Annotated in this window: 24 protein-coding genes, 1 tRNA gene and 1 pseudogene; 12 read left to right on the forward strand and 14 right to left on the reverse strand. The window is 67.1% G+C overall.

Annotation, left to right across the window (positions count from 1 at the left end):
* Window positions 1–11: 11 nt before the first annotated feature.
* The gene (gene argB / locus BGO82_RS20830; protein ID WP_291307540.1) at window positions 12–902 is read right to left on the reverse strand and encodes an acetylglutamate kinase; all 891 of its coding nucleotides are present in this window, start codon (window positions 900–902) and stop codon (window positions 12–14) included.
* 141 nt (window positions 903–1,043) lie between these two features.
* On the opposite strand from argB, the gene BGO82_RS20835 reads away from it, so the two are divergent.
* From BGO82_RS20835 to BGO82_RS20855, 5 genes are all read left to right on the forward strand, one after another.
* Window positions 1,044–1,589, forward strand: coding sequence for a sigma-70 family RNA polymerase sigma factor (locus BGO82_RS20835; protein WP_291307541.1), 546 nt, complete (start codon window positions 1,044–1,046; stop codon window positions 1,587–1,589).
* Window positions 1,586–2,293 carry an anti-sigma factor gene (locus tag BGO82_RS20840; RefSeq protein WP_291307542.1) on the forward strand — a complete coding sequence of 236 codons (708 nt, stop codon included), beginning with the start codon at window positions 1,586–1,588 and terminating at the stop codon, window positions 2,291–2,293. The genes BGO82_RS20835 and BGO82_RS20840 overlap by 4 nt, the downstream gene beginning before the upstream one ends.
* Window positions 2,294–2,623: 330 nt before the next feature.
* Window positions 2,624–3,184, forward strand: a complete 561-nt coding sequence (locus tag BGO82_RS20845; RefSeq protein WP_291307543.1) for a fasciclin domain-containing protein — start codon at window positions 2,624–2,626, stop codon at window positions 3,182–3,184.
* Window positions 3,185–3,377: 193 nt separating this feature from the next.
* Window positions 3,378–3,899 carry a peptide-methionine (R)-S-oxide reductase MsrB gene (msrB, locus tag BGO82_RS20850; protein ID WP_291307544.1) on the forward strand — a complete coding sequence of 174 codons (522 nt, stop codon included), beginning with the start codon at window positions 3,378–3,380 and terminating at the stop codon, window positions 3,897–3,899.
* A 65-nt stretch (window positions 3,900–3,964) separates the two neighbouring features.
* Complete coding sequence (locus tag BGO82_RS20855) at window positions 3,965–4,681, forward strand: gamma-glutamyl-gamma-aminobutyrate hydrolase family protein (protein WP_291307545.1); 717 nt, start codon at window positions 3,965–3,967, stop codon at window positions 4,679–4,681.
* A gap of 176 nt (window positions 4,682–4,857) precedes the next feature.
* Here the strand turns inward: BGO82_RS20855 and BGO82_RS20860 are convergent, their stop codons facing one another.
* A complete protein-coding gene (locus BGO82_RS20860) occupies window positions 4,858–5,286 on the reverse strand; it encodes a DUF6496 domain-containing protein (RefSeq protein WP_291307546.1) in 429 nt (142 codons plus the stop codon).
* Window positions 5,287–5,388: 102 nt separating this feature from the next.
* Window positions 5,389–6,021 carry a ribosome biogenesis GTP-binding protein YihA/YsxC gene (yihA, locus tag BGO82_RS20865; RefSeq protein WP_291307547.1) on the reverse strand — a complete coding sequence of 211 codons (633 nt, stop codon included), beginning with the start codon at window positions 6,019–6,021 and terminating at the stop codon, window positions 5,389–5,391.
* Window positions 6,022–6,149: 128 nt separating this feature from the next.
* On the opposite strand from yihA, the gene BGO82_RS20870 reads away from it, so the two are divergent.
* On the forward strand, window positions 6,150–6,902 hold the full coding sequence (locus tag BGO82_RS20870; RefSeq protein WP_291307548.1) for a DUF1295 domain-containing protein: 753 nt from the start codon (window positions 6,150–6,152) through the stop codon (window positions 6,900–6,902).
* Here the strand turns inward: BGO82_RS20870 and BGO82_RS20875 are convergent.
* The 6 genes from BGO82_RS20875 to BGO82_RS20900 all read right to left on the reverse strand — a co-directional run bounded on the left by BGO82_RS20875 (window position 6,883) and on the right by BGO82_RS20900 (window position 11,133).
* On the reverse strand, window positions 6,883–7,245 hold the full coding sequence (locus tag BGO82_RS20875) for a DUF2200 domain-containing protein (protein WP_291307549.1): 363 nt from the start codon (window positions 7,243–7,245) through the stop codon (window positions 6,883–6,885). The genes BGO82_RS20870 and BGO82_RS20875 overlap by 20 nt on opposite strands.
* A gap of 62 nt (window positions 7,246–7,307) precedes the next feature.
* Entirely contained in the window at window positions 7,308–7,997 is a 690-nt protein-coding gene (locus BGO82_RS20880; RefSeq protein ID WP_291307550.1) for a hypothetical protein, read from the reverse strand.
* A 13-nt stretch (window positions 7,998–8,010) separates the two neighbouring features.
* The gene (gene yidC, locus BGO82_RS20885; RefSeq protein ID WP_291307551.1) at window positions 8,011–9,873 is read right to left on the reverse strand and encodes a membrane protein insertase YidC; all 1,863 of its coding nucleotides are present in this window, start codon (window positions 9,871–9,873) and stop codon (window positions 8,011–8,013) included.
* Window positions 9,874–9,879: 6 nt separating this feature from the next.
* Complete coding sequence (gene rnpA / locus BGO82_RS20890; RefSeq protein WP_291307552.1) at window positions 9,880–10,248, reverse strand: ribonuclease P protein component; 369 nt, start codon at window positions 10,246–10,248, stop codon at window positions 9,880–9,882.
* A 12-nt stretch (window positions 10,249–10,260) separates the two neighbouring features.
* Window positions 10,261–10,395 carry a 50S ribosomal protein L34 gene (gene rpmH, locus BGO82_RS20895; protein ID WP_291307553.1) on the reverse strand — a complete coding sequence of 45 codons (135 nt, stop codon included), beginning with the start codon at window positions 10,393–10,395 and terminating at the stop codon, window positions 10,261–10,263.
* Window positions 10,396–10,581: 186 nt separating this feature from the next.
* On the reverse strand, window positions 10,582–11,133 hold the full coding sequence (locus BGO82_RS20900; RefSeq protein ID WP_291307554.1) for a methyltransferase domain-containing protein: 552 nt from the start codon (window positions 11,131–11,133) through the stop codon (window positions 10,582–10,584).
* Window positions 11,134–11,359: 226 nt separating this feature from the next.
* Between BGO82_RS20900 and BGO82_RS20905 the strand changes: the two genes are divergently transcribed.
* From BGO82_RS20905 to BGO82_RS20915, 3 genes are all read left to right on the forward strand, one after another.
* Window positions 11,360–12,799: an NAD(P)/FAD-dependent oxidoreductase gene (locus BGO82_RS20905; RefSeq protein ID WP_291307555.1), complete on the forward strand. Its 1,440-nt coding sequence runs from the start codon at window positions 11,360–11,362 to the stop codon at window positions 12,797–12,799.
* Window positions 12,800–12,825: 26 nt separating this feature from the next.
* Complete coding sequence (locus tag BGO82_RS20910) at window positions 12,826–14,259, forward strand: HAMP domain-containing sensor histidine kinase (protein ID WP_291307556.1); 1,434 nt, start codon at window positions 12,826–12,828, stop codon at window positions 14,257–14,259.
* A gap of 61 nt (window positions 14,260–14,320) precedes the next feature.
* Window positions 14,321–14,397, forward strand: a tRNA-Arg gene (locus BGO82_RS20915).
* Here the strand turns inward: BGO82_RS20915 and BGO82_RS20920 are convergent.
* Entirely contained in the window at window positions 14,368–14,526 is a 159-nt protein-coding gene (locus tag BGO82_RS20920) for a hypothetical protein (protein ID WP_291307557.1), read from the reverse strand. The genes BGO82_RS20915 and BGO82_RS20920 overlap by 30 nt on opposite strands.
* Window positions 14,527–14,896: 370 nt before the next feature.
* Window positions 14,897–17,131, reverse strand: a complete 2,235-nt coding sequence (locus BGO82_RS20925) for a heavy metal translocating P-type ATPase (protein ID WP_291307558.1) — start codon at window positions 17,129–17,131, stop codon at window positions 14,897–14,899.
* Window positions 17,132–17,234: 103 nt separating this feature from the next.
* Here BGO82_RS20925 and BGO82_RS20930 point away from each other — a divergent pair, with 103 nt between their 5' ends.
* Window positions 17,235–17,663 carry a helix-turn-helix domain-containing protein gene (locus BGO82_RS20930; protein WP_291307559.1) on the forward strand — a complete coding sequence of 143 codons (429 nt, stop codon included), beginning with the start codon at window positions 17,235–17,237 and terminating at the stop codon, window positions 17,661–17,663.
* A gap of 194 nt (window positions 17,664–17,857) precedes the next feature.
* A pseudogene (locus BGO82_RS20935) lies at window positions 17,858–18,371 on the forward strand (integrase core domain-containing protein); the annotation flags it as partial.
* Window positions 18,372–18,476: 105 nt separating this feature from the next.
* Here BGO82_RS20935 and BGO82_RS21110 read toward each other — a convergent pair.
* Both BGO82_RS21110 and BGO82_RS20940 read right to left on the reverse strand, forming a co-directional pair.
* Window positions 18,477–18,791, reverse strand: coding sequence for an AbfB domain-containing protein (locus BGO82_RS21110; RefSeq protein ID WP_366246987.1), 315 nt, complete (start codon window positions 18,789–18,791; stop codon window positions 18,477–18,479).
* A complete protein-coding gene (locus BGO82_RS20940) occupies window positions 18,686–18,976 on the reverse strand; it encodes a hypothetical protein (RefSeq protein ID WP_291307560.1) in 291 nt (96 codons plus the stop codon). Before BGO82_RS20940 ends, BGO82_RS21110 begins: the two co-directional genes overlap by 106 nt.
* A 122-nt stretch (window positions 18,977–19,098) precedes the next feature.
* Between BGO82_RS20940 and BGO82_RS20945 the strand changes: the two genes are divergently transcribed.
* Window positions 19,099–20,226 carry a helix-turn-helix transcriptional regulator gene (locus BGO82_RS20945; RefSeq protein WP_291307561.1) on the forward strand — a complete coding sequence of 376 codons (1,128 nt, stop codon included), beginning with the start codon at window positions 19,099–19,101 and terminating at the stop codon, window positions 20,224–20,226.
* A gap of 20 nt (window positions 20,227–20,246) precedes the next feature.
* Here BGO82_RS20945 and BGO82_RS20950 read toward each other — a convergent pair whose 3' ends face one another.
* Entirely contained in the window at window positions 20,247–21,560 is a 1,314-nt protein-coding gene (locus tag BGO82_RS20950; protein ID WP_291307562.1) for an OmpA family protein, read from the reverse strand.
* Window positions 21,561–21,636 lie beyond the last annotated feature (76 nt).

Below are 21,636 nucleotides of genomic sequence, written 5' to 3' on the forward strand. Positions count from 1 at the left end.
CGGCTGATGGACTACCTGACGATCAGCGTGCCGGCGCCGTGCTCGGTGAACAGCTCCACCAGCACCACATGCGGCGTCTTGCCGTTGAGGATCACCACGCCCTCGACGCCGTTCTCCAGCGCTTCGAGGCAGGTTTCGACCTTGGGGATCATGCCGCCCGAGATCGTGCCGTCGGCGATCAGCGCCTTGGCGTCCCGCATCGTCAGCTCTGGAATGAGCTTCTTGTTGGCGTCGAGCACGCCGTCCACGTCGGTGAGGAACAGCAGGCGCTTGGCCCCCAGCGAGCCGGCGATGGCGCCGGCGAAGGTGTCGGCATTGATGTTGTAGGTCGCCCCGTCGCGGCCCGGCGCCACCGGCGCGATCACCGGGATCATCTCCGAGCGCGCCAACTGGTCGAGCAGGGTGCGGTCGACCTCCACCGGCTCGCCCACGAAGCCGAGATCGAGCACGCGCTCGATATTGGAGCCGGGGTCCTTGAATTTCTTTTCGGCCTTCTTGGCGAACACCATGTTGCCGTCCTTGCCGCACAGGCCGATCGCCCATTCGCCCTCGGCATTGATCAGCGCCACGATCTCCTTGTTGATCGAGCCGGCCAGCACCATCTCGACCACTTCCATGGTGCGCTGGTCGGTGACGCGCAGCCCGCCCTCGAACTTGCTCTCGATGCCGAGGTTCTTGAGCATGCTGGCGATCTGCGGCCCGCCGCCATGCACCACGATGGGGTTGACGCGCGACTGCTTGAGCAGCGCGATGTCGCGGGCGAAATTGCGGCCGAGCGCGATGTCGCCCATCGCATGCCCGCCGTACTTCACCACGACGGTCTTGCCCTCGTAGCGCTGCATGTACGGCAATGCCTGCGACAGGACGGCGGCATCGCGCGAAAACGACTCGATATCCGGCATTTTTCGTTTCGTGCTCATCTTGGCCGCAACCCTATAAAGCATCCGATGTGGCAGAAAAGCGATTTCCCCCGGCATGACACAGGGTTCAACGCCGGCGGCGCGGGGATAGGCAGCGCCGGGCCGGCAGGCTAGGGTCCCGCCATGCCGAGCGATGCCGCCGAAATCGCCGACCTGATCGCGCGCTGCGCCCTGCGCGATCGCCAGGCCTTCCGCGCCCTTTACCAGCGCACCAGCGCGAAACTCTACGGCGTGACGCTGCGTATCTTGAGGAACCGCGCGGAGGCCGACGAGGCTTTGCAGGAGGTTTACGTCAAGATCTGGCAGCGCGCCGACCGCTACGTTCCGGGAAACTACAGTCCGATTTCGTGGCTGGTGGCGGTGGCCCGCAACCATGCCCTCGACGTGCTCCGCGCCCGCAAGCCCGCGGGCGACGACATCGACCTGGCCCTCGACGTGGCCGATGCAGGACCCGATCCCGAGCAGACCGCCATCCGGCGCGGCGAACGCTCCCGCATCGACCACTGCCTCGGCCAGCTCGACGCCGACAAGGCCGACGCCGTGCGCGGCGCCTATCTCGACGGCTACTCTTACGAAGAGCTGGCCACCCGCCACCGGGTGCCGCTCAATACGATGCGAACCTGGCTGCGCCGCAGCCTGCTGAAGCTCAGGGAGTGCCTGTCGGCATGAGCACGGACGGCGAACGGACGGATGAGGAGGCCGGCGGCCTGCGTATCGCCGAATACGCGCTCGGCGTGCTGCCGGCCGCCGAGCACGCCGCCGTGGCCGCCGAGCTGCGTGCCGATCCGGCGCTGCGCGCCGAGCTCGCTATGTGGCGTCGGCGCTTCGCCGCGCTCGACGCGCAGTTCGCCGAAACCCCGGCGCCGGCCGACGCCTGGCCGCGGATCGAGCGGCGGCTGTTCGCTGACGCCGGCCGCGCCGGCTGGTGGAATTCGCTGCCGCTCTGGCGCAGCTTCAGCGCCGCCGCGGCGGCAATCGCCGTCATCGCCATCGGCCTCAATTTCGCAACGCCCCGCCCCGACCCCAACGCCTTCGCGGCGCAGCTCGTGGCGGCGCTGAGCGCCCAGGGCAGCAATGTGCAGGTGGTGGCGCTCTACAACGCCTCGACCGGCCAGTTGCGGCTGACCACACTCTCCGGCGAGGCGGTGCCCGGCAAGGACTACGAGCTCTGGGCGATCGAAGGCGACGCTCCGGCCAAGTCGATGGGCGTCATCCCCATCGACCGGCGGGTGGATGTGGCGGTCAAGCCCGACATCCTCGCCGGGTTCGGCCCGGGCACGACGCTTGCGATCACGCTCGAGCCCAAGGGCGGCGCGCCGCATGGCGTTGCGACCGGCCCGGTGGTGGCGGCCGGCAAGGCGGCGGCGATCTAGCGCGGCGTTGCTCGCCCACCGAAAATTTCTCGTCGGGCCGACCCAAGGCTCCGCCGGTCCGCTGCGTCTCATTGCTGTGTCCGAACGACACGCATTGCGCCAAGGGGACCGGCGGAGGTTTGGGGCTCGGGCGATACCGCCCAATCGCGCCTCTGCCGGTCCCCGACCGCGCGCCAGAACGGATCGCGCCGATCACAAGTTTCACTGTGGAGCGCCGTTCGGACTTTATTTTTTCTCGGCGCATTTTCTGAAAACCGCCGGGCCGCTCCTTCCGTAGCTGTGCTTGTCGCAACCGGAACCATACCGGTCGCAAAGGAAGGAAGTCAGAAAATGAAGCACGCTCTGCTGCGCTCCGTCGCGCTCGCCCTCACGCTCTCGGCCACCTCGTTCGGCGCCGCCTACGCCGCCAATCCCGATGTCGGCGGGGCGCCGATGTACGAGAGCAAGAACATCATCGAGAACGCCGTCAATTCCAAGGACCACACCACGCTGGTCGCCGCGGTGAAGGCGGCTGGCCTCGTCGAAACCCTCGAAGGCAAGGGGCCGTTCACCGTGCTCGCCCCCACCAACGAGGCGTTCGCGGCGCTGCCGGCCGGCACCGTCGATGACCTGCTGAAGCCCGAGAACAAGGCCAAGCTGGTCAAGATCCTGACCTGCCACGTGATCGCCGCCAAGGCGCTCTCCACCGACATCGCGGCGATGGCCAAGAAGGACGGCGGCACCCACATGGTCGACACCGTCGGCGGCTGCAAGCTGGCGCTCAAGGCCGACCACGGCAAGGTCACCGTCACCGACGAGAACGGCACTGTCGCCAACGTCACCATCGCCGACGTGATGCAGTCGAACGGCGTCATCCACGTCATCGACAAGGTGCTGCTGCCGAAGATGTGATTTGTCGTGCGCCGGGGGCCGCTCCGGCGCACGGGCAAGTGAAGCGCACGTGTCCTATCTTGTGGTAGAGCGTTTCCAGGAAAAGTGCTTGCGGTTTTCCGGTTCGGAAACGCGACAGGCAAAGACCGGAGTGTTTCGCCGCGCCTGAGCGGTGAAACCCTCCGGACCAAGCGCACCGACTTCGGAGGGAACCATGGCTTCGCTCAATCGACGTTCACTGCTGCTGGGCGGCACTGCGCTCGCCGGGCTCGCCGCTCTGCCCTATGTCACCACCTTCCTCGGCAATGCCGTCGCCGGCGAGGGCGAGCCGGTGCCGGGCAACTTCGAGGTGACCCACACCGACGACGAATGGCGGAAAATCCTCGGCGACGACGCTTTCAACATCATGCGCCGCCAGGGCACCGAATATCCCGGCAGCTCGCCGCTGCTCAACGAGCACCGCGCCGGCATCTTCGCCTGCGCCGGCTGCGATCTGCCGCTGTTCGACGCCTCGACCAAGTTCGAGAGCGGCACCGGCTGGCCCAGCTTCTACCAGCCGCTCCCCAACGCCGTCGCCACCATGGACGACGGCTCGCTGGGCATGCAGCGCACCGAGGTGCATTGCCGCCGCTGCGGCGGCCATCTCGGGCACCTGTTCGACGATGGCCCCAAGCCCACCGGCCTGCGCTATTGCATGGACGGACTGGCGCTCAAATTCGAGCCGAAAGCCGCCTGAAGCTTACATCGAATTCAGCGAAAACCGGCTTGCGCGACGCCATCGCGCGAGCCATTTGTTTGCGCATGACATCCCCGCTGAAACTCACGCTGATCCAGCCGACCGACGTTCCGGAGCCGCTGCGCGAGCGCTTCGGCCCCTATAACGAGATGTTCCACCGTATGTTCGCGGGGCAGGGTCTTGCCTTCGAAACGGTGCGCCTGTCGGCCGGCATGCCGCTTCCCGACCCGGCGACGCTCGATGCCGTGCTGATCACCGGCTCGTCGGCCGGCGTCTACGACAATCATCTGAGCTGGATGGAGCCGCTGCGCCAGTTCATCCGCGGCGCCTATGCCGCCCGCACGCCGATGCTGGGCATCTGCTTCGGCCACCAGATCATCGCCGACGCGCTGGGCGGCGACGTCCGCAAATCCGAAAAGGGCTGGGGCCTCGGCCGCCACGTCTACGAGGTGAAGTCGCGGCCGGCGCCCATCGGCGGCGACCTGCCGGAGTTCGCCATCGCCTGCTCGCACCAGGACCAGGTGATCGCCCCGCCGCCCGAGGCCGAGACGTTCCTCGCCTCCGAGTTCACCCCCAATGCCGGGCTGGCCTATCGCAACGGCCGCACCATGAGCCTGCAGCCGCACCCCGAATTCACCGACGACTACACCGTCGCGCTGGCCGAGATGCGCCGGGGCAAGGCCCCCGACGCGCTGATCGAAACCGCCATCCAGTCGGTGCAGCGCAAATCCGACAGCGCCGAAATGGCCGGGTATCTCGGGGCCTTCCTCAAGGGGCGCTAGCGCGCGTTCCCGCCGGCCCGGTGGGTGTGGCCCCCACCCCCAGCCCCTCCCCGCAAGGGGGGAGGGGGGCGATAGAGCCGCTAGTGCGATGTTTCAGTCAGGCTCCCCTCCCCCTTGCGGGGCGGGGGTGGGGGCCCCGAGCACCGGATATAGTGTCGCCGCACGATCCATGGCGGCTACCGCCCGCCGCCCAGCGCCCGCTGCAGCTCGCCCTTGCTCATCTTCGAGCGGCCCTCGATGTTGCGCTTCCTGGCGCGCTCGTAGAGCTCGGCCTTGGTCGGCCCGCTGACCCGGCCCGACGCGCCGGTGCTGCGCCGCCGGCGAGCGCCCGCGGCGCCCTTGGCCAATGTCCGGCGCTGTGCCGACCGGCCTTCCTTTTCGGCCTCGGCGGTGCGGCCATGCCGTTCCTTCGACTTGGTCCGGCTCAGCGTCGCGCGGTTCTTGCGCGGTGATTTGCGGTTGGTCGAGCCGGACTCGCTGAGCGCGATGGCGACCGCCTGCTTGCGGCTCTTCACCTTCTGCCCGCTGCTGCTCTTGAGCTCGCCTTGCTTGAATTCGTGCATCACCCGTTCGGTGGTGGCCTTCTGAGCTTTCGACTGGCGCATCGAAAATCCTCCTTGCTTGCCAATGCAGGCTGTAACGCCACTCAAGAGGCGAGGTTCAAATTTGCCCGGAGGGGTTGGATGATCGGACGCGCTTGCGGACGGTCAGTGCGCCACCAATTGCGCGATCTCGGCCCGCAGCACGTCGATGCCGAACTTCGTTTCCGACGAGGTGACGATCAGCTCGGGATGCGCCGCCGGCCGCTTGGCGATGGCGGCGCGCGTCGCCGCCTCGACCTCCTGCAGCTCGCCGACGCTCGGCTTGTCGGCCTTGGTCAGAACGATCTGGTAGCTCACCGCGGACTTGTCGAGCTCGTTCATCACCGTCAGGTCGTTGGCCTTGGGGCCATGCCGTCCGTCGACCAGCACATAGACGCGCCTGAGGTTCGGCCGGCCGGTGAGATAGGCGTGGATCAGCCGCGTCCAGGCCTGCACCTTGTCGCGCGGCGCCTGGGCGAAACCGTAGCCCGGCATGTCGACGATCCTGAGGTTGCCCTCGGCGCCCTCGAAGATGTTGAGCTCCTGCGTCCGCCCCGGGGTGTTGGAGGTGCGCGCCAGGTCGCGGGTTCCGGTCAGCGCATTGATCAGCGACGACTTGCCGACGTTGGAGCGCCCGGCAAAGGCGATCTCCACCCGGTCCGCCGGCGGCAGATCGGCTATCCGCACGCAGCCCTTGATGAAGGCAAAGGGCCGTGCAAACAGCAGCCGCCCGGCTTCGAGATCGAGATCGTCGCTCATGGCGCCTCACATACGGGCAATTTTCGCCGCTGTCATGGCCCAGCGACGGCCGGTGCCGGATGGCATGGACGACTCCGGCCCTGGCCTCGTAAGCTTGCGGCCGCAATCCCTGCACCGGAGCCGCCGCGATGACCGCCCTCGACATTGCCGCCATCGTCTGGACGCTGCTGGCCCTCGCCATCGTGCCCACGCAACTGCGCATGGCGGCGCCCTATGGCCGGCACGTACGCGCCGGCTGGGGACCCTCGATCTCCAACCAGCTCGGCTGGTGCCTGATGGAGCTGGTGTCGCTGCTGGTGTTCGCCGGCCTGTTTCTCGCCGGCCCCAATGGCAAGACCGCCCCGATGTGGGTGTTCTTCGCGCTGTGGGTTGCGCACTACGTCAACCGCAGCCTGATCTTTCCGTGGCGCACCCGTACCCGCGGCAAGACCATCCCGCTGGCCATCGTCGGCAGCGCCGCGGCGTTCAACGTCGTCAATGCCGGGCTGAACGGGCTCTATTTCGGCTGGTTCGGCGCGGTCTATCCCACCGCCTGGCTGAGCGATCCCCGCTTCATCGCCGGCCTCGTGATCTTCGTCGCCGGCGCCGGCATCAATTTGTGGTCCGACAACCGGCTCATCGGCCTGCGGGCCGACGGCGGGCAGGGGTATGCCGTCCCGCGCGGCGGCCTGTTCGAGCGGATATCGTGTCCCAACCATTTCGGCGAGATCGTGCAGTGGTCGGGCTTTGCCCTGATGTGCTGGAACCTGCCGGCGCTGAGCTTTGCCGTGTGGACCGCCGCCAATTTGATCCCGCGCGCCCTCAGCCACCACGCCTGGTACCGGCGGACCTTCCCGGACTATCCGGCGACCCGCCGCGCCGTCATTCCGGCGCTGCTCTGAGAATCTTGTGCATGGCCTTGCCCCTGGCCAGCTCGTCGATCAGCTTGTCGAGGATGCGGATCTCGCGCATCGTCGGCTCGGCGATGTCCTCGACGCGGACGCCGCAGACGACGCCGGTGACCAGCGACCGGGCCGGGTTCAGCGCCGGCGCCTCGGCGAAGAACGCCTCGAGGCTCGTGCCCGTCGCCAGCACCTGGTGCAGCGATGCCGGCGTATGGCCGGTCAGCCAGGCGATGATCTCGTCGACCTCCGCCTTGCTGCGCCCCTTCTTTTCGGCCTTGGCGACGTAGAGCGGATAGACGCTCGCAACGCTCATCGCATAGACGCGCTGGTTGCCTGCCATGCCGCCTCCTCCCGCTCGAACCCGCCACGCAGCATAGCCAAGAAGCGCGGCCTGTCGAACCTCTACACCGGATAGCCGAAGGCGCGCTTTTCGATGCCGCGCCCGACCAGCGCCTTCGAGAATTCCGGCCAGTTCTTCACCTTGAGCGCCACCGCCTTTTCGCGGTCCTGCTGCCGGAGCCCGGCGAAGGGCAGGGCCGCCGGCATGCGCAGCGAGATGCCGAGCTGCGCCGCCGTTGCCGCAAAGCGGCGCAGCACGGCGTCGGGCGGCAGCGTCAGATGCGTTTCGTAGCGCAGCGCCGGCGCCGGCAGGGCCCGCCGCTCGAGCCAGCTCTTCCAGTGCGCGTACCAGGCCTCCTGCTCGTCGAGCCAGCTTGCGAAATGCCCGGCATCGAGCTTCACCCGGACCGGCGTCAGATCGGTGTCGCGCCAGGCATCGAGCGCCGTCGCCTTGACCAGCGACACATAGGTGTCGATCTGCCGGCGCAGGACGAAGACCGCCCGCATGCCGGGGCGGCCGAGCAGGGCGGCCTCGATCGTATCGCGCGCCAGAGCGGGCGTCGCCTTGAGCACGATCAGGCTTTTCTGCCCGGCCCGCGCCTCGAGCTCGAACAGGTCGATCCGTCCGCCGGCGTCCTGCCCCCCGTCGGCAAAAAGGCCGTCGCTGGGAGCGACGGCCTCGAAATTGCGCAACAGGGCGAACAGGTGCCCCGCACCGCTGCGCCGGCTGGTGATGACGGTGATCCCGTCCATCCGCCGCCGCGCGTCAGGTCGAGCTGGTCTTGGTCTTCCTGAGGCCCAGCGAGGTGAGGATGTTGCCGAACAGATCCACCTTGGCGCCGTGCCGGCTCATGATGAAGTACTGCTGGCAGATGCTGAGGAAGTTGTTCCAGCTCCAGTAGATCACGAGGCCGGCCGGGAACGTGCCGAGCATGAAGGTGAAGATCACCGGCATCCAGTTGAAGATCATCTGCTGCGTCGGGTCCGCCTGCTGCGGATTGAGCCGCATCTGCACCCACATGGTGGCGCCCATGATCAGCGGCCAGATGCCGAGATGGGCGAGCCCGCCGACCAGCGGCAGCGCCGTGGGGTCCCACGGGATCAGCCCGAACAGCGTGAAGATGTTGGTGGGGTCCTGCGCCGCGAGGTCCTGGATCCAGCCGAAGAACGGCGCGTGCCGCATCTCGAGGCTGATGAAGATCACGGTATAGAGCGAGTAGAACACCGGAATCTGCACCAGCACCGGCCAGCAGCCGGCGAGCGGATTGATCTTCTCGCGCTTGTACAGCTCCATCATCGCCTGCTGCTGCGCGGCGCGGTCGTCCTTGAAGCGCGCCTGGATCTCCTTCATCTCCGGCTGCACCCGCCGCATCGCCGCCATCGAGGCGTAGGAGCGGTTGGCGAGGGGGAAGAACAGCGCCTTGACGATCACCGTCAGCGTCAGCATCGCGAGGCCGAAATTGCCCAGGAACCCGTAGAGGAACCGCAGCAGGTAGAACATCGGCTTGGTGATGAAGAAGAACCAGCCCCAGTCGATCAGGAGCTCCAGCCGGTCGAAATGGTACTGGTTCTCATACGAGGCGATCACCGACTCTTCCTTGGCGCCGGCGAACACGTAGCTCTTGTTCTCGGCGGTCGCGCCATTGGCGATGGTCATCGGCGTCGTATCGACGAAGCTCGTCTGGTACTGGTCGATGTTGTTGGGCTTGAGATAGGTGAACTGCGCGTTGATCTGCGTGCCCGGCTCGGCGATCACCGCCGTCGCCCAGTATTTGTCGGTGAAGCCGAGCCAGCCCGTGGTGTTGTCGAGCCGGATCTGCTTGTCGCCCTGCAGATCGGTGTACTTCTTGGAAATCTGGTTGTTCGAGCCGAGCACGCCCACCGGCCCTTCGTGCTGCACGAAGAAGTTCTGCACGTGCGGCGTGCCCTCGCGGATGACGCGCGCATAGGGGAAGAGCTGCACGTCGGCGCCCGATTTGTTCTCGACGCTCTGGGTCACCGTGAACAGGTAGTTGGCATCGACCGCAAAGCTGCGGTGGAAGACGAGGCCGGCGCCATTGTCCCAGCTCAGCGTCACCGGCGTCGACTGCGTCAGCGTGCCGGTGCCGTCGGCGGTCCACACGCTGCTGCCGTCGGGCACCTTCACCGAGCTGCCATTGGCCGGCGCCCAGCCCTGCTCGACATAATAGGCGTAGGGCAGGCCCTGCTCGGTCTCGACGCCGGAGGGCGACAGCAGGGTGATGATCGGCGAATTGCGGTCGACCGTCTCGGTGTATTTCTTGAGCTCGAGATCGTCGAGGCGGCCGCCGGTGAGGTTGATCGAGCCCTTGAGGGCAGGGGTGTCGATCGCGACGCGCTGCGTGGCGGCGATGGCCTGCGCGCGGTCGGTGTAGATCTTGCCGCCGGTGGCGCTGGTCGCGGTCGCCGCCGGCGTAGCGGCGGTGGCGCCGTTGGGCGCCGTGGTCGAGGTCGCGAGCCCCGGATTGGCCGCCGACGCCTGCTGCGCCGCCAGCTCGGCCTGCTGCTGCGCCTTCTGCATCTGCGGGCCGGCCACGAAGAACTGCCACCCGAACAGCACCACCACGCTGAGCACGATGGCGATAATCATGTTGCGGTTGGACTCGTTCATTCTGTCTCAGATCCTCGTGTCACGCGGCTGGGCGTGCACCTTGGCTATGGCGGAAGAAAGGTCGGCGACGACCTTGGCAAAGGGTTCGCCCAGCGCCTCGCGGCGGCCGACGAGCACGTAGTCATGTTGGGGCCGGAACTGCGGGCTGCAAGCCCGGGCGGCGGCGCGCAGCCGCCGCTTGATGCGGTTGCGCTCGGGGGCGTTGCCCACTTTCTTGGTCACGGTGAAGCCGAGACCGGCGTCGGCGGCAGCCACCGTCGCGGCCTGCAGAGAGAAGGCGCTGCGCCCGGCGCGCCGGCCCTTGGCCGCATTGAGGAATTGCGCCCGCTTGCGGAGGCGCCGGAGCGATCCGTTGCTCTGGGGGGCGGCCGTCATGCGGCCCGTCCCTTAGGCCGAGAGCTTCTTGCGGCCGACCTTGCGGCGCAGGTTCAGGATCTTGCGGCCATCCTTGGTCGCCATGCGGGCCCGGAAGCCATGGCGGCGGGTGCGCACAAGTTTGCTCGGCTGGTACGTACGCTTCATAGTCTTACACCACGCCGGGCGCGGTCCTCTGTGCTCGTCACTTGCGCTAGATCGGTGCCACGCCGCTTTAGGCCAGCAAACGCCGATCCGTCACGCGGGGCAGGTTGCGCGCGGCTATACTGAAACGAGCCCTATAAGTCAACGCATCCGGCCAGCCGCGCCCGGTATCCGGCATGCGTTCGCCGCCTAGCGCCGGATTGCCGTCGCCGCGAGCCATGGGCTGCCCTCGCGGCGGCGGAGCTCGGCGCTCGAAAAGCCCGCGCCCGTCAGGGCCTCGAGCATGTCGTCCGGCGTCCGCGGCGTGAAGACGTCTGCCGGCATCTGCAGCTTGTCCATCTGGTCCCGGGGGAGGAAGCCGAGGACGACGCGGCCGCCGGGCCGCAGGGTGCGCGCCAGCTCGCGGCTGCCGGCCGGCAGGTCGCTCCAGAAATACACCGTATGGACGCTTACGGCCCCGTCGAACGCGGCGTCCGGGAGGGGAAGGTTTTCCACCGTGCCGAGCTTGAATTCGGCATTGCCGGCGCGGATTGCCGCCGCGAAGCGGCGTTGCGCGGCCGCAACGGCGTCCGCCGACCTGTCCACCCCGCAGACGAAGCCTGCCTGGCCGACAAGGCGCCGCAGCAGCACGCCACCGCCAAAACCGACCTCGAGCACCCGGTCTTTGGGCGTTGGAGCGAGGACTTCGAGGGCGAGGCTGTTGAGGCCGGCATTGCCCCGGTTCATCAGCGTCCGCGTCAACCAGCCGGCCATGCCGCGCGGCCAGGACAATTGTCTTGCAACGAACCTTGTGACCATCGGGGCCCCCGGCCTCGTTTGTCGCGCCGGGACCGGCCGCGACCCGGCATATGTCGCCTATTCGAAATCGGGAGGCAATCGGCGCGGCAGGCTGCTCCCGGATTTGGCGTTTTGCCCGCCTTGCTCTAGAACCGGGACGATCCTGCGTTTGCGGCGCTAAGGGGCTGGATTGGCGAGCGTTTTGACACCCGATTTGTGCGTGATCGGCGCCGGCGCCTCCGGCCTCGCCGTGGCCGAAGCCGCCCGGCGCCTCGGCGCCAGCGTCGCTATCGTCGAAAAATCCGTGTTCGGCGGCGCCTCCCTGCGCTCGGGATCGCTGGCGCTGCAGGCCCTGGCCGCCGCCGCCCGGCGCACCGCGCTGGCCATCACCAGCCCTGCCTTCGGCGTCTATCCCGAGGAGGCGCCCAAGGTCAGCTTCCGCAAGGTCCACGACCACATCGCCGAGGTGGTCGCCCGCGCCGCCCCGCAGGCCTCCGAAGCCCGCATCGCCGCCCTGGGCATCGACATCGTCAAGGGCGCCGCCGCCTTCGCCGACCCGCGCACGGTGCGTGCCGGCGACCATGACATCCGCGCCCGCCGCTTCGTCATCGCCACCGGCGCCCGCCCGCTGCTGCCCGATATTCCGGGGCTCCTGTCGGTCCCCTACTTCACCTCCGACACCATCTTCGACAATACCCGCAAGCTCACCCATCTGGTGGTCATCGGCGCCGGCCCGCTGGGGGTCGAGATCGCCCTCAGCTACAACCGCCTCGGCTGCGAGGTCAGTATCGTCGAGGCCGGCACGGCGCTCCCCGGCACCGATCCGGAGCTGGCGGAGATCGCCCTCCGCCGCCTGCGCGACGAAGGCGTCAAGCTCTACGAGAACGCTGGCGTGGTTGCCATCCAGGCCCGCGCCCAGGGCATCGGCGTCGTCCTCCGCACCGCCGGGGAGCCGCTCACCCTCGATGCCTCGCACATCCTCGTCGCCACCGGCCGGGCGGCCAATCTCGAGGCGTTGCAGCTCGACGCCGCCCATGTCCGCCGCTCGAAATCCGACCCCGGCGCGCTGTCGCTCAACCAGTCGCTGCGCACCACCAATCCGCGGATCTACGCCGTGGGCGAGGCGGCGGGCCACGCGCCGGCGCCGCATCTCAATGCGCTCGAGGCCGATCTCGTCGTCCGCGCCGCGCTGCTCAACCAGCCCTCGCGCTACGACCCCGCCGCCATCCCGCGGCTGCTCCTGACCGATCCGCCCATCGCCGAGATCGGCCTTAGCGAAGCGGTGGCCCGCGCCCGCTTCAAATCCGGCTTCACGGTGCTGCGCGCCGGCTTTGCCGAGAACGACCGGGCTCGCGCCGAGCGCGACGGCATGGGCGTGGTCAAGCTCATCGTCGCCCACTCCGGCAAGGTGCTCGGCGCCGGCATCGTCGGTCCGGGCGCCGCCGAGCTGGCGGCGATCTTCGCCACCGCCATCGCCTTGCAGCTCGACGCCTCCCGCCTCATCGAGGTCACCGCGCCGCATCCGAGCTATGCCGATATCGTGCGCGCGCTCGGCGAGCAGGCCTTCGCCGGCAGCGCCCAGGCTCGCGCGCTCGGCCGCCGGCTCGGCTTCAACCGCTTGTTGCCCTAAGGCTTTTTGGGTAAGGAGGGCGGAAGATGACAAGCGAGCCCCGCGCCATGCCCGGGCCGTTTTCCGGGCTCTCGGTCAAACTCATCGCCACGATCACCCTGGTGATCCTTGCGGTCGAAGTGGTGATCTACCTCCCCTCGGCGGGCAATTACCGCCAGTCCTGGCTGAACGACCGCCTGCGCGTCGGCATCGTCGCGGCGCGCGTGCTCGACGCGGTGCCCGACGCCATGGACCTGCCCAAGATGCTGACCAACAATCTTCTGCATTCGGCCGGCGCCATCGCCCTGGTCTATCGCCGCAACGGCCAGAGCCAGCTCATCGAGCTCGACGAAAAGCCGATGCCGCGCCAGGCAGTGACCGTCGACATGCGCCAGACCGACTATCCGACGCTGATCATGGGGGCGCTCGACACGCTGACACATGGCGGCGACCGCATCCTGCGCATCGTCGGCAATTCCGATGGCGGCGACGCCCAGTCCGAGGTCGAGGTGATCATGGACGAGGGGCCGCTGCACGCCGATTTGCTCAGCTATTCGTGGAACATCGTTCTGATCTCGCTGATCATCGCCATCCTCACCGCCGGCGTGCTCTACATCCTCGTCAGCCGGCTGCTGATCGACCCGATCCGGCGGCTCACCGGCAACATGGTCGCCTACCGCATGGCGCCGGAGAATGCCTCGCTGATCATCTCGCCCACCCGCCGCAAGGACGAGATCGGCATCGTCGAGAACGAGCTGGCGGCGATGGAGACCGATATCTTCTCCATGCTGCGCCAGCGCCGCCATCTGGCCGACCTCGGTCTCGCCGTCGCCAAGATCAACCACGATTTGCGCAACACGCTAACCTCGGCGCAGCTCCTGTCCGACCAGGTGGTGGCGCTCGACGACCCCAAGATCCAGCGCCTCGCCCCGCGCCTGCTGCACTCCATCGACAAGGCCGTCGCCTTCGCCGAATCCGTGCTCGACTACGGCCGCGAGGCCGGCACCCCGCCGCGCCCGGTGCCGGTCGATCTGCGCGCCCTGGTCGACGAATCGGCGATCGACGCCGGCGCCATGCGCCACCCCGATATCGCCTATAGCAACGCGGTGCCCGACGGCGTTTCGCTGAAGGTCGATCCCGAGCAACTGGCCCGCGTGCTGGTCAACCTGATCAAGAATGCCCGCGAGGCGCTGGAGGCGGCTGCCGACAGGATCGCCGACCCCAGGATCGAGGTGACCTTCACCGAAGGCCCCGGCACCATCGTCATCGGCGTCGCCGACAACGGTCCCGGCCTGCCGCCCCGCGCGCGGGAGAACCTGTTCATCGCTTTCGAGGGCTCGGCCAAGGCCGGCGGCACCGGCCTCGGCCTCGCCATCGCCCGCGAGCTGGTGGCCGCCCATGGCGGCACCCTCGACTACGTGCCGCTCGATCCGGGGACGCGCTTCGACATCGCCCTGCCGGCCACCCTCCGCCTCGCTTGACCGCCCCGGCCGCCTTCTATATGGGTGGCGCGCTTCCGGCCGCACGGCCCCGCGAAGCCACGCGCCCGTAGCTCAGCTGGATAGAGCACCAGACTACGAATCTGGGGGTCAGGAGTTCGAATCTCTTCGGGCGCGCCATTCTCGGGCAAAGCTGGGCATCATTTCCCGCGCCGAGTTTTCTCCGTTCGAAACGGCTTTCAAGAGCTGATCTTTTGGGCCGGAGATACGGATGCGGTCACCGCCAATCGTGACCTTGCTGACGAACATGTGCAGCCAGATCCGCCGAAAGGCGGGATCAGCGTCATGCAGCCGCCGCCGAATTCCGGACGAGAAGCCCGTACCGCAACGGGGGACAGCTCGGCGTGGGCGGTGCTGCGTTTGCGCAGGGACTCAAGTACCGTCGCGCCATCGCGAATTTGCAGCTTGGCGAGATCAACGCGTTCCTTGAGGCCTGGGTCGCGCGGATTGGCGATGCCGGCCTCGATGGCATCATAATGGGTATCAAAGGGGCGACCTGGATTCCCGATCAGACGACGCCGCGATGGTTTTTAACACTGCGCGCGCCGCTGTGTCGCCAGCGATGCCCCCGGGCAAGAAGCCCACCGACAGCGACGCGAACCCAAGGCCGGCTCAGGGGTCACGTTCCCTTTGGCTTCCACGCGAGAAGTCGCATGGCGTTGGCAGTGACGAGCACCGTGGCGCCGGTGTCCGCAAGGATGGCGGGCCACAGACCGGTGATTCCCATCAGCGTGGTCACGAGGAAGACCACCTTGAGCCCAAGCGCGACGGTGATGTTCTGCGTGATGTTGCCCATCGTCGCCTTCGACAGGTTGATCAGCCCGGCGATGTCGGCGACACGACCATGAAGCACCGCGGCATCGGCTGTCTCCAACGCCACGTCGGTGCCGCCACCCATGGCAATACCGACGTCGGCCGCGGCAAGTGCGGGCGCATCGTTGATGCCATCGCCGACCTTGGCAACGATCTTGCCTTGCGACTGAAGCTCCTTGACGATCGTCTGCTTGTCCTGGGGCAAGAGCTGGGCACGTACATCTATACCGAGGTCCCTCCCGACGGCTTTGGCTGCGCGCTCGTTGTCGCCTGTCAGCATGACGATGCCAATGCCCTGATCCTTCAGCTCGGCCAGACCTGTCTTTGCGTCGGGGCGCTCTGCGTCGCGCATCGCGATCAGCCCAACGATCTTGTCGTTCGAGGTAACGACCGACACCGACTTGCCGTCGCTTGCGAACTGCTCGATCTGCTGGCGCTGCTCGTCGTCGAGCTGATCCTCGGCTGCTTTGCCCGAGATCACGGCGACGGCAGCGCCGCCCACACGGCCGGTGACTCCGCGACCAGGCTGGACCTTGGCGTCCGCAGCGGGCGGTACAGGCACGTTGTCAGCCTTGGCGCGAGCGAGGATGGCAAGGGCCAAGGGGTGGCTCGATCCCTCTTCTAGCGTCGCGGCGAGCGAAAGCACCTGCTTTTCCGAGATGCCGACGCCGACGATGTCGGTAACCTCGGGCTTGCCGGCAGTCAGAGTGCCGGTCTTGTCGAGAGCCACCATGGTCACCTTGCGCAGCTGCTCGAGGACGGCTCCGCCCTTCATCAGCAGTCCACGCTTTGCGCCGGCCGCGAGCCCCGCGGCGATTGCGGCAGGTGTGGAGATCACCAACGCGCACGGGCAACCGATCAGAAGCACGGCAAGGCCCTTGTAGACCCACTCGCCCCAGCCCTGTTGGAAGAATAGCGGCGGGATGATCGCGACGAGCGCACCGACGAGAAGCACGCCCGGCGTGTACCAGCGCGAGAACTGGTCGATGAACCGCTCGGTCGGCGCCTTGCTCTCCTGCGCCTCCTCGACCAGCTTCACCACACGGGCAATCGTGTTGTCGGCAGCGGCGGCCGTCACCTTCACGCGCAACACGGCATCGGCATTGATCGTCCCGGCGAAGACCTGATCTCCCTTAGCCTTGCGAACCGGAACGCTCTCGCCTGTCACCGGGGCCTCGTCCACCGCACCGGTGCCGTCGAGGATCTCGCCATCGGCCGGAATGCGGTCGCCGGGACGCACCACGATGACACTGCCGACCTTGAGGGTGTCCGCCTGGACTTCACGAGTACTGCCGCTCTCTTCGAGGCGAGCGACCTTCGGCACGAGCGAGGTGAGGCCGCTGATACTGGAGCGCGCCCGTCTGGCCGCCACCCCTTCCAGGAGCTCGCCGACAAGGAACAACAGAACGACGGTCGCCGCTTCTTCAGTCGCGCCGATGATCACGGCGCCAACGGCAGCGATGGTCATCAAGGTCTCGATGGTGAACGGTGTCCCGGCTGTTGCTGCAGCGATGGCGCGCCGTCCGACCGGAACCAGGCCGACGAGCAGCGCCGCGATGAAGGCCCAGTGCCCGATCGACGGAACCGCCAGCGATACGCCATAGGCCACAACCATCGCGAGACCGGTGATCCCGGCCTGGATCGCCTTCTTGCTCTGCCACCACGGTCCCGCCCCCAGGTCGAGGTGTTCATCGACGGCCTCGGTCGTGCTGGGCGCGTTGTCGTGGGTGTGATGGTGATCCCCATGGTCGTGGCCGTGATCGTGGTCGTGGCCGTGATCGTGCGGCGCCGTCGCCGCGGCCTTGGCGTTGCTGCTCCGACCGGGCGCGGTCTTGGCGATGCCGTAGCCAAGACGCTTGACCTGCTGCTCGACCGCCCCTGCTGGCAAGGCGTCGCCGTGGTTGACACGAAGGGTACCGGCCGCCAGCGAGACATGCGCCTCGTCCATACCCGGAAGACGGCCCACCGCATTCTCGATCTTGGTCGCGCACGCAGCGCAATCCATGCCTTCGACGCGGAAGCGGCTGGTCAGTTCGGGCATTTCTGGGACCTTTCGTCTTGATCCCGCCCCAGATAGGTCCTCTAGTCACTAGAGAAGCAAGAGCCTATCTACCCGACAGGTCCACAATCTCGTGAGTGCAACAATGACCACACTCCCCATAGGTCAAGTCTCCGAGCAGAGCGGCGTGAAAGTCCCGACCATCCGCTATTACGAGCAGATCGGACTCTTGCCGACGCCGCCCCGCACGGAAGGCAACCGACGTCTTTACGATGGCGACGATCTCAAGCGGCTGGCGTTCATCCGGCACGCGCGCGAACTCGGATTCGACGTCGGAGCCATCAAGGCGTTGCTGTCGCTCCAGGATCATCCCGAGCAGTCCTGCAGCGAAGCCGACGCGATCGCACGGTCCCGGCTGGTCGAGGTACGCGAGCGCATCTCGCGGCTGCGCGCGTTGGAGCGCGAGCTGGAGCGGATGGCCGATCACTGCGAGCACACGGGCACGGTCGCGGCCTGTCATGTGATCGAGACGCTGGCCGATCCGACGCACCGTCACGGCCGGCTGGACGACTGACCATAGCACGAGAGTTCGCCCGCTCAACTCTGTGGCCAGGGGCTCCGCTCGCTCTCGTGTCGGCGGTTTTGTTCGGTGCCACAGCGCCGGTGTCGAACCGGCAACGGCCGGCGCCGACTCCCTCCACACAACCTCCATGATGCATCCACCGACCATGGCTGGACCGACGACATGGACAGCGGCCACGGCCCGCCTTCGTGCACGATGCTCCGATGGGCCCGAAGGTGGTTCGCTCCACGGTGCTGACCACCGAGGAGGCCGCGGTCGTCGCTTTCCGCAAGCATACGCTGCTGAAGCCGTCCCTCACCGCATCCACACCGTGCTCACCGACAACGGCGTCCAGTTCGGCGATGCCATCCAGCATCACTCCAGGACCAACGGCCCGCTACTGCATCCATATGTTCGACCGCGTCTGCCTCGAACACGGCATCGAGCGTCGCTTCACCAAGCCCGACCATCCGTGAACCAACGGCCAGGTCGAGCGCATGAACCGAACCCTCAAGGAGGCCACCGTCCGGCGCTACCACCACAGCAGCCGCCAACAGCTCGATGCCCACTCTCAGCCTTCCTCGACGCCTACAACTTCGCCAAACGCCTCAAGACCCTAAACGGCCTCACCCCATACGAGGCTATCTGCAGGCATGGACCACAGAGCCAGACCGCTTTACACGCGATCCAACCCACCTGACTTCGGGACTGAACAACTAGGGTCATGTTCTGGTCGAGCGGAACTCGCCTGACGACCAGTCTCGCGGACAAGGCTGGCTAGAAGTGGGCAGGCTTCGTCGGGTCAAATAATTGGGGTGTCCGGCGCTATCGACTATCAAATGAGATTCTAAAGAAGCTGGCATCGGCGCTGAAGTCTGCCGATCCGTCGGAGGGCTCGAGGGCGAGAGCTGCGCCGCGATGGCGAAGAAACAAGCCTGGGTGCCCGATCGATTCCAGGACGAAGCTGCCGCCGTTGTTGAAGGTCAGCTTGAACGAGGCGTCATCGGCGAACTCTGCCGTGCCATCACCGGGCGCTACAGCGGTCCATCTCGGGTGGCGCGCAGATATGCGCCGGGCCTGACGACGGACTCGAAGCTGGCGAGGAGAATGCCTTTGTGGCCGTTGAGCGCTGGATGCCAGATGATGCGCCCATCGAGCTTTTCGGTGCCGGACGATTTCTTGCCGAGCGTGGCCGTGCTTGCCGTCAGCGCGACATAGTCATCCAGTGCATTTTTGCCGACTCGAGAAACACGACATCCTGGGCGATTGCCGCTGTATTGAAGAGCAGCGCCGCGGCCATAAGCAGGGCCAGTATGCACATTCAATCCTCCCTTCGATGGTCAGCAACATCGGCGGGCGAGGGACGCAACATACTGTCGGTTGTCATTTTTTGCTTTGCTTCTTCGCTCTGGCTGGTCAGTATCCCGATGGGCTTGGGGATTGCTGCATGCCGACGACGCGTTACAACGAGTTGGTCGGGGGGATTTATGACGCCGTCATCGATCCGGCGCTGTGGGCGCCCGCCATCGATGCCATTCGTCGCGAGTACCGCTTTGAACAGGCGCTGATGGGCGTGCAGAAGCTGCCCGGCGGCGAAGCTGTCGTGAATGTCGCCGTGAATGTGCCTGCGCCCTACGTTGCAAGCATCGTCCAATACGGGGCGGAGACGCTCGATATCTGGGGCGGCAGCGCCACGGTGGCCAACGCGGCCATCGAAGAACCCCTGCTGCTGAGCCGCTTTTTCCCGGCCAATTGGCAGAAAAACCGGTTTTACGTGGAGTGGTACAAGCCACTGGGCCTGGTGGACCAGGTCAGCATCGCGCTCGCCAATGATCGCCGGACGATGGCGTATGTTGGGTTCGGCGTGCATGAAAGCCGCCCGCCGATCGAGGCGGAGACACTCGACGATCTGCGGATGCTGGCCCCGCATCTGCGTCGCGCCGTGCAGATCGGCCGGTTGCTCGACATGGCGGTCGGTGCGGCCGCGACCTTCGAAGCGACGCTCGCCTCGACGTCGTCGGCCGCGATGCTGGTCGAAGCCGATATGACGATAGTATACGCCAATCCCGCCGCGGAGCGGATGCTGGAGAGCGGCGACGCCGTCCGTATCAATCACGGTCGAATGGAGCTGAGCCCAGCTCTGGTGCTCGGCCAGCTCGAACTTGCCGTCAGGACGGCGGCTGGGCCCGAGGCGGAAATGGGGCGGTGCGGGATCGGGGTTCCAGGCAGGCGCCGCGATGGCACGCCTGTGGTCCTGCACGTGCTGCCCCTGCGCCAGCGCGCCCGTCGCACTGGCGCATCCGACAATGCGGTGGCGGCAATCTTCGTCGCCGATACCGGTGGCCAGGTGCCCTTGCCCATCGACGCACTTGCCATCCTCTACGATTTGACCCCGATGGAGTGCCGGGTGCTTGAGCTTACCGCCTCGGGTCGGTCGAGCCGCGAAACGGCGCTGGCGCTGGCGCTGGCGCCGAGCACCATCAAGACGCACATGCGCAACCTCTTCACCAAGACCGGGCGGCACCGGCGCGAGGACCTGGTCCGCCTGGCGCGGGACGCCTCGCTGCCGATGTGAAGCCAGGCGAGCATCTGGCGCTAGGGCAGGGCGACCAGCTCGACTCGTCGGTTCTGGGCGCGGCCCTCGTCGGTGTCGTTGCTGGCAACGGGTTGCGAGAAGCCGCGACCGGAGGGCTGCAGACGGCTGCTGTCGATGCCATAGTCGCTGACCAGCGCCGCGACGACGCTCTGCGCCCGCCGTGACGACAACGACATGTTGTAGCTCTGGCTGCCGCGGTTGTCGGTGTGCCCGATGACCGCGAGCCTGAGCTGCGGCTGGCTTTGCAGCAACTGCGAGATCTGGTCGAGCGTCGGCCGAGAGTCCGGTTGCAGCGTGGCGCTGTTGGTGTCGAAGTGGAGCCCGTAGATGTTGACCGAGCCGTTGTCGCCGAGCTGTGCCGCCATCTGCGCGGCATCGACGACGGTGATATTGCCCTGCGGCGGCGCTGCCTGTAGTGGCTCGACGATCTCGACAAAGGCGGTCGTGAGCCCCTGGTCCTCGCCGACAAGGATGGCGACGTAAATCGCGCTGGCGCTGCCCACCGGTGCCGCAGCGGCGGCGGCGGTGACGAAAGGCGTGCTGGCGGGGCCCGGGGCGCCAGGCCCGCCGGGATCGGCGGCTACGTCGGGATTTGCCGCTCCCGGCCCGACCGCACCCGGCGCATTGTCGAAAGCCGTGAACGGATCGATTGACTCATTGGCATCCGTTTGCGCGTCGGGCGCGGTCGCCCGTGTACCCGGTCCGACCATGTCGGGGGATGGGCCGGCGCTCGTGCTATCCATCGGCGCAACGTTGGGATCGGTTGGCGCGCCCGGGTCGAACATCGGCGTGTCCGGTGCCGGCGGCATCGAGGTGACATCGGCGTTCAGCGCGGCGAGAAAATAGCGGACATGCGTGCCGTAGCGCATGCTGTCGGAATTGTCGCTGTCGAGCTGCAGCCCGAGCGCGTAGTCGTCGGTCACCGAGCCGGTGAGGCAGGCGGCGTCGGCGCACTCGAACAGCACGGCGAAGCCCTTGGCCTCGAGCGCCGCGCGGTAGCTCTTGCTCACTTCGAGCGCGCCGTGGCCGGGGGCCATCTCGTAGCGGATCCTGGTGACCTTGCCTTCGACGTTCAGCCACTCCTGGCCGCTGCGGTCGGCAAGTGCATTGCGATTGAGCAGCGCCCCATAGTCGTGCGGCGCGATCAGCAGCGACGCTTCATCGTCTGCGACCGCCGTGTAGTAGATGATCGACGCTCCCGTGAAGCGGCCGACCAGCGGGTTGTCGGCGCTTCCGGCAACGTCATCGGCGAGGCCGGGACAGGCGACGACGGTCGCGGCGGCGAGAACGAGGAGGGTTTGAAGCGGGCGCACGGCAGTCTCCACGCAGGCAAGAACACCTTGTGATGCATGAATAACCGCGTTGTCCTCCCCCAATCGGGTGAATACA

Source organism: Devosia sp. 67-54 (assembly GCF_001899075.1).
GTDB lineage: Bacteria > Pseudomonadota > Alphaproteobacteria > Rhizobiales > Devosiaceae > Devosia_A.